11 protein-coding genes and 1 riboswitch are annotated in these 9153 nt (G+C 74.8%); of the genes, 8 read left to right on the top strand and 3 right to left on the bottom strand.

The window, feature by feature from the left end:
* On the top strand, positions 1-538 hold a 538-nt coding region (locus tag I4I78_RS02035), incomplete at its 5' end, for a helix-turn-helix domain-containing protein (RefSeq protein WP_308251854.1).
* A gap of 48 nt (positions 539-586) precedes the next feature.
* Here I4I78_RS02035 and I4I78_RS02030 read toward each other — a convergent pair.
* Positions 587-1072 (bottom strand): hypothetical protein, encoded by a 486-nt coding sequence (locus I4I78_RS02030; RefSeq protein WP_218609423.1) that lies wholly within the window; start codon positions 1070-1072, stop codon positions 587-589.
* Positions 1073-1538: 466 nt separating this feature from the next.
* Between I4I78_RS02030 and I4I78_RS02025 the strand changes: the two genes are divergently transcribed.
* Both I4I78_RS02025 and I4I78_RS02020 read left to right on the top strand, forming a co-directional pair.
* Positions 1539-2096, top strand: a complete 558-nt coding sequence (locus tag I4I78_RS02025) for a L,D-transpeptidase (protein ID WP_218609422.1) — start codon at positions 1539-1541, stop codon at positions 2094-2096.
* 126 nt (positions 2097-2222) lie between these two features.
* Positions 2223-3041 (top strand): trans-aconitate 2-methyltransferase, encoded by an 819-nt coding sequence (locus tag I4I78_RS02020; RefSeq protein ID WP_218609421.1) that lies wholly within the window; start codon positions 2223-2225, stop codon positions 3039-3041.
* Between the two features lie 7 nt (positions 3042-3048).
* Here the strand turns inward: I4I78_RS02020 and I4I78_RS02015 are convergent, their stop codons facing one another.
* Positions 3049-5313, bottom strand: coding sequence for a sensor domain-containing diguanylate cyclase (locus I4I78_RS02015; RefSeq protein ID WP_218609420.1), 2265 nt, complete (start codon positions 5311-5313; stop codon positions 3049-3051).
* Positions 5314-5590: 277 nt separating this feature from the next.
* Positions 5591-5676, top strand: a riboswitch (SAM riboswitch).
* A 178-nt stretch (positions 5677-5854) separates the two neighbouring features.
* Between I4I78_RS02015 and I4I78_RS02010 the strand changes: the two genes are divergently transcribed.
* The 5 genes from I4I78_RS02010 (at position 5855) to I4I78_RS01990 (ending at position 8632) form a co-directional block, all read left to right on the top strand.
* Positions 5855-6118 (top strand): hypothetical protein, encoded by a 264-nt coding sequence (locus I4I78_RS02010; RefSeq protein WP_218609419.1) that lies wholly within the window; start codon positions 5855-5857, stop codon positions 6116-6118.
* Positions 6115-6606: an OsmC family protein gene (locus tag I4I78_RS02005; RefSeq protein ID WP_218609418.1), complete on the top strand. Its 492-nt coding sequence runs from the start codon at positions 6115-6117 to the stop codon at positions 6604-6606. The genes I4I78_RS02010 and I4I78_RS02005 overlap by 4 nt, the downstream gene beginning before the upstream one ends.
* A gap of 72 nt (positions 6607-6678) precedes the next feature.
* Positions 6679-7635 (top strand): beta-ketoacyl-ACP synthase III, encoded by a 957-nt coding sequence (locus tag I4I78_RS02000; RefSeq protein ID WP_218609417.1) that lies wholly within the window; start codon positions 6679-6681, stop codon positions 7633-7635.
* A 78-nt stretch (positions 7636-7713) separates the two neighbouring features.
* Positions 7714-8187 (top strand): hypothetical protein, encoded by a 474-nt coding sequence (locus I4I78_RS01995; RefSeq protein WP_218609416.1) that lies wholly within the window; start codon positions 7714-7716, stop codon positions 8185-8187.
* A gap of 172 nt (positions 8188-8359) precedes the next feature.
* Positions 8360-8632: a hypothetical protein gene (locus I4I78_RS01990; RefSeq protein WP_218609415.1), complete on the top strand. Its 273-nt coding sequence runs from the start codon at positions 8360-8362 to the stop codon at positions 8630-8632.
* 129 nt (positions 8633-8761) lie between these two features.
* On the opposite strand, the gene I4I78_RS01985 is transcribed toward I4I78_RS01990, so the two are convergent.
* Complete coding sequence (locus I4I78_RS01985; RefSeq protein WP_218609414.1) at positions 8762-9124, bottom strand: hypothetical protein; 363 nt, start codon at positions 9122-9124, stop codon at positions 8762-8764.
* Positions 9125-9153 lie beyond the last annotated feature (29 nt).

Raw genomic sequence — 9153 nt, 5'->3', positions numbered from 1 at the left:
CGCCATGACCGAGCCTGTCCGGGAGGAACCGGGGTTCGAGACGCCGGTCGGGACGCCGTGGCGCGAGCTCGACAGCGGCGCGTGCTCGATCGCCCGGACGATGGACGTGCTCGGCGACCCGTGGACGGTGCTGGTCGTGCGCGACCTGCTGCACGGCATCCGCCGCTTCGACGACCTGGTGACGCACCTGGGCATCGCCCGCAACGTGCTCACCCGCCGGCTCGCCGGGCTGGTCGCGGCCGGCATGGTGCACGCGGTCGACTACCGGGAGCCGGGCCGCCGCACCCGCAAGGAGTACCGGCTCACCCCCGCCGGGCAGGACCTGCGGCCGGTGCTGCTGGCGCTGCTCGCCTTCGGCGACCGGCACCGCTCCGACGGCGTCCCGCCGGTCGTGCCCGAGCACGCCGGCTGCGGGGGCGCGGTGCACCTGGAGACGGTGTGCGAGCACGGGCACCGGATCGGGCCGGACGACCGGATCCGCAGCACCCTCGGGCCGGGCGCCCGCCGCCGGACTCCCCGGGCCGAGGTCCCGGGCTGAGGTCCCGCGCCGGGATCCCCCGCTGAGGTCCCGCGCCGGGGCCCGGGGTCAGGTCCCCGAGGTGGTCGCGCCGGTGCCGCCCGGCGTCGTCCCCGTCCCGCCGCCCGGGGTGGTGCCGCCGGTCGTCCCGTCCTGTGTGGCCGCCGCGCCGGGCGGGGTCCCGCCGGGGCCACCACCGGGACCGGTCAGCCCGCCGATGAGCGCGGACAGCGCAATCCCGATCACCAGCGCCGCGGTGGCGATCGCCGCCGCGAGCCGCGCCGAGATCGAGCGCCGGGCCCTCCGGGCGGGAGCCTCGGGGAGCGGACCGGGCACGGGGCCCGGCTCGTACCCGCGCGCCGCGGCGTAGGCCGGAGCGGCCTGCGCCTCGGCGTAGGCCGGAGCGGCCGCGTAGGCGGGCTGCCCGAAGTAGGTGGTGTCGTCGGCGTCGTAGAGGCCGTCCGCGGACGGGCCGGCCGGGGCGGTCGCGCCCGGCCACTCCGGGACCTCGTTCGCGGGCCGGTCGACGACGGGCTGCTGCAGTCGGGACGTCATGGCGATCCTCCGGTTCACGCACCGGACCGGCCGGTGCACGCCCGGTCCCGTGTGGTCGGGGCGGCGGGAGCACCCGCCGCCATCACCTCACCGACGATGCCGACCGGCCCTGTCCGGCCGGTGTGCTGACCGTGTGCACCGCCTGTGCGGGCGGGGTCGCCCATGTCCCCACCCGTCCCTGCCGGGGCGACACGCAGTGATCGCAGGTCATCGCGCGTGTGGGTGGCGACCGCACGATCGTGAGCATTCGGGCGCAGGCTCCCCCGCCGGACGGCGCAGCCCACCGACGGTGCAGACTGATCGACGGCATCGACCGTGACCGACGGCAACACGTCGTCACGGAGCGGAAAATTGATCAGTTTCACCACGCAACCCCGCGGGGGGTCCGGACGTCCTACGGACGAGACCCCGAGACCGCCCACTTCTCCCCGGTGGGCGTCGGCGCGAACGGCGAGGAGCGCTACGAATGAGCAGCAGTCAGCAGGCAGGCACACGCCGCACCCGACGTGTGGTCGCGGGCGTGCTCAGCCTGGTCGCGGCGGCCGGCGTGGCGCTGGCCGGCTCGGCGGCCGCGGACTCGCCCGCGGCGGAGAAGAACCGCGCGGAGCCGCTCGTCGCCGACACGCCCTGCACGGCGACGGCGAAGGCATGCGTCGACCTCGACTCGCAGCGGTCCTGGCTGTTCCAGGACGGCAAGATCATCCGCGGGCCGATCAAGATCTCCTCCGGCGGCAACGGCCAGGAGACCCCGATCGGGCACTCGCTGCGGGTCTACCGCAAGGAGGCCGGCCACAAGAGCCAGGAGTCGCGGCTGCCCGACGGGGCGCCCGCGCCCATGCCGTGGTCGGTGTTCTTCCAGGACGGCGGGATCGCCTTCCACAGCGGCGACCCGGCACGCTCGTCGGCCGGCTGCATCCACGTGCCCGACGGCGACGCGAAGGCCTACTTCGACTACCTGCAGATCGGTGACCAGGTCCAGGTCCTGCGGATCGGCGAGGAGAAGGCCGCGCGCGGGCTCAAGTAGCGCGGCGGCGTCGCCTCTTCCGGGTGGACCCCGACGGGTCCGGTAACGAGATCACGCGGTCGAAGCGATGACGGGATGACCCCGAACGGTCGGTGACCGTTCCACCACATCCCGTCAGGAGATCCGATGGCTGCCGGCTCCCCGGACCGCACCTCGCCCCTCGACCTCGCGCGGCGGGTCGTCCGGAGCGCGCTGAGCGGGTCCGTGCGCGCCGCGGCCGGCCCGCTGCGGGCGCTGGCCCGGGCTGGGCGCGCCGACACCGACCCGCGCTGGGCGGGCACGGCGTGGCTCTGGCAGCCGGGATGGGGCAAGGGCTGCCACGACCGTCTGTACCGCCGTCCGAACCCGTACGGGATCGACGCGAACGACTACGAGCAGCAGAAGTACGACCGCGTCGTCGAGGCCCTGGCCGGGCGCCGCTTCGGGCGGGTGCTCGAGGTCGGCTGCGGCGAGGGCGACCTGTCCGAGCGCCTCGCCGGGCACACCGACGACCTGGTCGGCGTGGACATCAGCGACGCCGCCGTGGCGCGCGCCCGCCACCGGGTCCCGTCCGCCACGTTCGAGACCCGGACGCTGCCCGGGGCGATGCCCGAGGGCACCTTCGACCTGATCGTCTGCACCGACGTCCTCTACTACTGGGAGCCGGTGACGCTGCGCGTCGGCCTGGACCGCCTGCTCGAGCGGCTGCGGCCCGGCGGGATGCTGCTGGCCTACCACTACCGCGGCGACTTCGGGCAGATCGGGACCGCGGACGCCGTGCACGCACTGCTGCGCGGGCACCCCGGGACGCGGGGCACGGTGCGCGAGGACTGCGACGGCGTCGGCCCCGGACGTGTGGGTGCCCTGTTCGACGTCGTCACCGCGCCCCCCGCCGACGCCGTGGCCGTCCCGGCGCAGCGGAGCGCACCGGTCGAGGCTCCACCGACGGTCGCCGCCGCCGAGTGACCACGGCTCACCGCTGCCCGGACGGTCCTCCCCGTCCCGGGGGTGCGACCTCGTAGACGTGGTGCCGGTTGCGCCCGGCCGACTTGGCCCGGTACATCGCGGTGTCCGCGTCGCGCAGCACGTCGGCGGCGTCGAGGCCGCGCCGGGCCAGCGCGATCCCGATCGACACCGTGACGACGTGCACGGTGCCGTGGACGTCCATCGGCCGGGCCAGCGACTCCGCGATCCGGCGGGCGACACCGCGGGCCCGGTGCAGCGCCTCCGCGGCCGGGTCCCGGACGGGGCGCGCGCCGTCGGGCTCGCGCGGTGGCGCCTCGAGCATCACCAGGAACTCGTCGCCGCCGGTGCGGGCCAGCGTGTCGCCCGCCCGCAACGCCCCGGCGATCCGCTGCGCGGTCACCACCAGGAGCGCGTCACCCGCGGCGTGGCCGTGGGCGTCGTTGACGGACTTGAACCCGTCCAGGTCGCAGAACAGCACCGGGGTCTGCGCCCCGGCCTCGGCGCGGGCGATCACCTCGGTCAGCCGGTTGCCCAGACCCCGCCGGTTCAGCAGCCCGGTCAGCGGGTCGTGGGTGGCGGCGTGCTCCATCCGCCGCTCGGACTCGACGATGTCGGTGACGTCGCGGGAGAACCCGAGCAGCTGAGTGACCCGCCCGCCCGCGTCCCGGGTGAACGGCGTGACCCGCCGCGAGAGCCAGCGGTAGCGCCCGGACCCGTCGCGCACGCGCACCCGCAGCGGCTGGACGTCGCCGTCGTGCAGGAGGCTCGCGGCGTCGTTCGCGGCGTGCAGCGCGGCGCGGTCGTCCGGGTGCACCAGGCCGGGACCGGTGTGACGGTCGAGCTCGAGCACCTGTTCCGGGCTGAACCCGAGCATCGTCTCGACCGAGCGCGACGCCCAGAGGATCGCGTGCGTGCCGGCGTCGGCGACGAAGATGATGTCCGGGCTGGCCGAGAGCACCGCGTCGTGGAACGTGACGGCCGCCTGCAGCCGCTCCTGCACGGCCCGCTCCGCCGTGACGTCGGTGAACGTCGCGACGGCGCCGAGCAGGCGCCCGTCGCCGGCCGTGATCGGCCCGGCCCGCGCCACGACGTGCTGCGCCGGCCCGCCGCGGGGGCCGACCTGCAGGTGCAACCCGGTCAGGACCTCACCGTCCAGCGCCCGCCGCAGCGCCGCCCCGGCCGGCGGGTCCGGGTCGACCGGTCCGGGGTCGGCGTCGCCGGTGACCCGGCGGTGGGCGGCGTTGCGCAGCACGATCGCGCCGTCGGCGTCGCAGGCCAGGACGCCGGCGTCGACGGTCTCCAGGACGGCCCGGTCGAACTCGCGACGGTCGGCCAGCGCACCCATCGCGGCGTCGCGCTGGGCGACCGTCGTCGCCACCACGAGCACCGCGAACACGCACACCACGACGAACGTCTGGACCAGCGCGATCGGCGCGTACGGGGACGAGCCCGCCGCGGCCGCGAACGGGCCGGTCCCGTGCAGGGTGAGGAACGCGACCAAGGTCCCGACCACCGGCATCTGCCACACGACGGCCCGCAGGCCGAGCCGCAGGCCGGTGCCGACCAGGACGGCCAGCGGCACGAACGCCAGCGGCCAGGCCCGGCCGGGTGCGAACGTCGCGACGGTCGTCGCGACCGCGAGCACCGACAGGCCGACGCTCTCGGCCGGACGGCACGGCCGGCGCCGCCGCGGCAGGCGCATGACCAGGGGCACCAGCAACAGGACGGCCGCCGCCCGCGAGGCGGTGGCCGACCAGAACAGCTGGCCCGGGTCCTCGGCCGGCAGGGGTTGCGCGCTCAGCGTCATGACGACACCGGCCCCGAGCGCACCGACCAGCGCCGCCAGCAACAGGCGTCCCAGATCCGACGGGGCGCGCAGCCGCAGGCGCCCCGCCAGCAGCAACCCGGCCGCCGCCGCCTGGACGACGTCGCCCAGCGCCCACCCGAGCGCGACCTCCACGGAGCGTCCGGCCAGCAGCCGCAACGCGACGCCGGCCACACCGACGGCCAGCAGGGTCGCGGCCACCAGGACGCCGCGGCGCGCCCCGGGGGGCGGGCTCCCACGGCCGGCTCCGGACGCGGCCAGCGCGACCCCCGCCGTCGCGGCGGCCGCCCCCGGCCACCAGACCGCCAGAGGGGTCCGCGACGCGGAGACCTGGACCGCGAGCAGGCCCAGCCCGAACACGGCGACCGCGGTACCGGCCAGCAACGCCGCCACGGCCGCCGCGCCGGGCGGATGCCGGCCGGGCGTGGCGCCGTGCAACACGGTCATGGTTCTCCCGGGGTGGGGCCGGCCGGTGCGGGGACACCGTCGAGCCGGGATGTCGCGGACCGTGGGGGGAGCTCGGTCCGGCCGAGACGGCAGCAGACTAACGCGCCGACCCGGCCGATCACCACGAACAGACGATCGCAATCGTGGCCGGCGTCGCCCGCCGTCACCGGGACGGGATCCTTCCGGGCGGCGGGGAGAAGTCGACCGCCGATCGGATGGATCGGACCGCCGCGCATCACCTTGACACCCGCGCGCCCCGGCGGGTTTGCTGGACGTCGATCCATCCTGAGCGGCCGAGAGACCCGGCTCGACGACGCCGCAGCAACCCGCATACGTGGGTGCTACCGCCGGGAACGATGGGAGACCGACGTGCAGACCCCGGCGAACGACATCCTCGCGGTGTCGGCGTGGTCGAAGTCGATCTGGTGCAGGCGCCGGCATGTCGACCTCTGCCGGACCGGGGCGGCGCTCTGTCGGTGATGCCTCGCGGCCCACGGCCGCCGACGCGTCCCGATCCCCTCGCACCTCCCGGAGCATCCGCATGTCCACACCAGCCCCCACACCCCTGCGCGTCCCCGCGCCGTCCCGGTCCCTGCGCCGGTCGGCGGTCGCCGACCGGCTGCTCGACGGCCTCGAGGCCCTCGTCGCCCGGAACCGCGCACTGGCCACCCGGTCCCCGGAGGACAGTGGCCTGCACGCCGAACTGATCACCGCCGAGGTCGCGCACGAGCTGGCGATGGCCCGCAGCGCGCTCGCCCGCACGCCGCACCTGACCGTCGTCGAGCAGCCGGAGGCGGGCCGATGAGCGCTCCCGTCGTCGACCCGTCCACCCTGCTCGGCGCCGCCGTGTCCGAGCTCGACCGGGACGCGGAGAACGCGCGGCTGTCCTTCCACGCCACCGGCTCCGGTGCCGGCGGCGTCCGGGTCCGGCGCGATCCCGCCGGACCCGACGAGCCGGCGCACCTCGACGGCTCGCTGAACCCGGTGGAGCTGGCGCTGGCCGCGCTCGTCTCCTCACAGATCGCGACCTACCGCTACCAGGCCTCGGTGCTCGGGATCCCGCTCGACGACGTCCGGGTGGACGTCGAGGGCGAGCTCGACGTGCGCGGGTTCTTCGGGCTGGAGGGCACGGTCCGGCCCGGCCTCGACGACGTCCGGATCGCGGTCCACCCGCAGGGACCGGCACCGGCCGAGGACTACGTCCGGCTGCTCGCCGAGGTGGACGCGCGCTGCCCGGTGCTGGACCTGTTCCGGGCGCCGCCCACGGTGAGTGCCCGACTCGTCACATCCTGAGTTCGATCCGGGCGGAACCCGCTTCGCGAACTACAGTGGGGTCACACCTACGACAGGACGCGGGTTCCGCCCATGCTCTCTCGCGCGGCCGTTCTCACCGGGGTCGGTCACTGCCTCCCACCGGAGATCGTGACCAACCACGACCTCGCCGCACGCCTCGACACCACCGACGAGTGGATCCGCACCCGTAGCGGGATCGGGTCCCGTCATGTCGTCGACGGCGGGACGGCCACGTCCGACCTGGCCGTCGAGGCCGGGACGCAGGCCCTCAAGTCGGCCGGGGTCTCGGCGGTGGACATGGTCATCGTGGCCACGAGCACGCCGGACCACCCGTGCCCGGCGACGGCGCCGGCCGTGGCGACCCGGATCGGGCTCGGCACGGTGCCCGCGTTCGACCTCAACGCCGTGTGCTCGGGCTTCCTCTACGGGCTGGCCACCGCGAGCGCGATGCTCACCTCCGGGCAGGCCGGGTCGGTGCTGCTGATCGGGGCGGACACGTTCTCCACACTCATCGACCCGGAGGACCGGTCCACCGCGTTCCTGTTCGGCGACGGGGCCGGGGCGGTCGTGCTGCGCGCGGGCGACCCCGGGGAGGCGGGCGAGGTGCTGGCCCTGGACCTGGGCAGCGACGGTGACGGCGAGGACCTGATCCTCGTGCAGGACGCCGCGACCCCGTTCACGATGCAGGGCCAGGCCGTCTACCGGCAGGCGGTGGCCAAGATGTCCGAGTGCGCCCGGACCGTCATGGACCGGGTCGGCTGGGGCGTCGACGACGTCGACCGGTTCGTCGGGCACCAGGCCAACCAGCGGATCCTGGACGCCGTCGCGGACCGCCTCGGCCTGCCGCGCGAGCGGGTGGTGAGCAACCTCGAGCACGTCGGGAACACGGCCGCCGCGTCGATCCCGCTGGCGTTGTCACAGGCCGCGGCGGCGGGCACGCTGCACGCCGGGGAACGGGTCGTGCTCTCGGCCTTCGGGGGCGGGGCGACCTGGGGCGGAGCCGCGCTCACCTGGCCGGCACTGCTCTGACTCGTTCCCGTCCGGCCGTTCTCGTCGGGCCGACAAGTGGCGGTATCGACCGGGTGAACCGGTGGCTACCGTGAGTGCATGTCAGTGAATGCGGACGGCCCGGCAGGCATGACCGACGCGCAACGCGTCGTCACGATCCCGGAGCTGAGCGCGCCGAGCTACCTGCAGTCGGTGCTCTCGATCGCCTACCGCGACGAGGGCAATAGCGTCCCGCTGACGGTGGCCACCTCGGCCGGGATCGTGTTCGGCAACGCCGTGCACCCGACCACCTGGCTGCGCCGTCTCAGCGACCAGTTGCGGGATCTGACCAGCGACGATCCGCACAACGAGTCCGCACAGGCGATGGCGGCGATGTTCGAGCAGATGGCCGAGGAGCGCAACGACGACGCCCCCGGCCGGGACATCCCGATGAAGGACATCCACTGGGTCTACTTCACCGACGCGCTCGTCGCCCCGGTGCACAACGCGGTACCCGCCTACCAGGAGCCGGCCTGCTGGCAGATCGCGCTGCGTGACGTCACCGGCTGGACGATCGGGCTCCCCCCGAGCTGAGCGCCGACCGCGCCGGGGTCCTCGCCATCCATGATCGATCCGTGTGGTGGGTCCGGTGCCACCCGTGGCACCGATCGACCCACACAGATCGATCACTGCCCCGTGGGAGCGACCGTGAGGCAGCGCCGCGGGTGTTCCGGTTCCGGCAAAGCTCAGACGAAGGCACGCGACCGTGACACGGCGACACTCGTCCGGCGCCTTGCCGGTCAGCCAGTCGCAGGCGCGGGGATTCAAGGCCCTGGTCGACGCCGACGGGACCGGGAACGTCGAGGAACTGACCAGCTCCCGCCGTGCGCTCCGCGGAGTCCGGTGGACCGGCCGGAACTACGTATCCACGAGAGACGAGACGACGGTCGTGAACGCGCAGGCCGAGCCGGTCGGCCGGACGGACGCCGCAGCGGAGCTCGCCGCGATCGCCACGACCACCGTGACGACGCCCTCCTGACGTGACGGTTCCACCTCGCCGTTCATGATCGATCTGTGTGGTGGATCCGGTGCCACCCGTGGCACCGATCGACCCACACAGATCGATCACTCGCCGTGCGCGGCCGGGAGACACGCGACGCGGCCCTTCTCAGGACGGGCGCGGCGCGCCGGCACCCTCGACCAGCAGGGACCGCCAGGTCTTGCCCTCGCGCCGGCCGGACGCCACGTCGCCGATCGACCCGGTCGCGGAGGCGAGGTCCGGGCCCGACGGATCGGGAGCGCCGTTCGGGCGGGTCAGCGAGATGCGGTGACGGGTGCCTGCGATCGTGGCCGTGAACCCGCCGGAGAACTGGTACCAGGGGAACTTCACCCCGGTGACGGCCTCGAGCGGCTCGTCGAACACGACGCCGTCGTCGCCGGTGAACGACAGCCGCCCGTCGCTCAGTTCCAACACCCCAGGGGTGTTCGCGATCCCGGACAGGATCCAGGCCGGGCCGATGTGGTCGGTCATCGTTCTCCTCGTCTCCGCAGGTCGGATCG

The organism is Pseudonocardia sp. KRD291 (assembly GCF_019263595.1).
Classification (GTDB): Bacteria; Actinomycetota; Actinomycetes; order Mycobacteriales; family Pseudonocardiaceae; genus Pseudonocardia.
The sequence above is the reverse complement of the archived record's forward strand: the minus strand, read 5'-3'. Positions and strand labels throughout refer to the sequence as shown.

Excerpts from the sequence above, each read along its gene's own strand:
- I4I78_RS02025 (WP_218609422.1), top strand. The coding sequence starts at position 1,539 with ATGAGCAGCAGTCAGCAGGCAGGCACACGCCGCACCCGACGTGTGGTC.
- I4I78_RS01995 (WP_218609416.1), top strand. The coding sequence starts at position 7,714 with ATGTCAGTGAATGCGGACGGCCCGGCAGGCATGACCGACGCGCAACGC.
- I4I78_RS01985 (WP_218609414.1), bottom strand. The coding sequence starts at position 9,124 with ATGACCGACCACATCGGCCCGGCCTGGATCCTGTCCGGGATCGCGAAC.
- I4I78_RS02015 (WP_218609420.1), bottom strand. The coding sequence starts at position 5,313 with ATGACCGTGTTGCACGGCGCCACGCCCGGCCGGCATCCGCCCGGCGCG.
- I4I78_RS02020 (WP_218609421.1), top strand. The coding sequence starts at position 2,223 with ATGGCTGCCGGCTCCCCGGACCGCACCTCGCCCCTCGACCTCGCGCGG.
- I4I78_RS02000 (WP_218609417.1), top strand. The coding sequence starts at position 6,679 with ATGCTCTCTCGCGCGGCCGTTCTCACCGGGGTCGGTCACTGCCTCCCA.
- I4I78_RS02030 (WP_218609423.1), bottom strand. The coding sequence starts at position 1,072 with ATGACGTCCCGACTGCAGCAGCCCGTCGTCGACCGGCCCGCGAACGAG.
- I4I78_RS02010 (WP_218609419.1), top strand. The coding sequence starts at position 5,855 with ATGTCCACACCAGCCCCCACACCCCTGCGCGTCCCCGCGCCGTCCCGG.
- I4I78_RS02005 (WP_218609418.1), top strand. The coding sequence starts at position 6,115 with ATGAGCGCTCCCGTCGTCGACCCGTCCACCCTGCTCGGCGCCGCCGTG.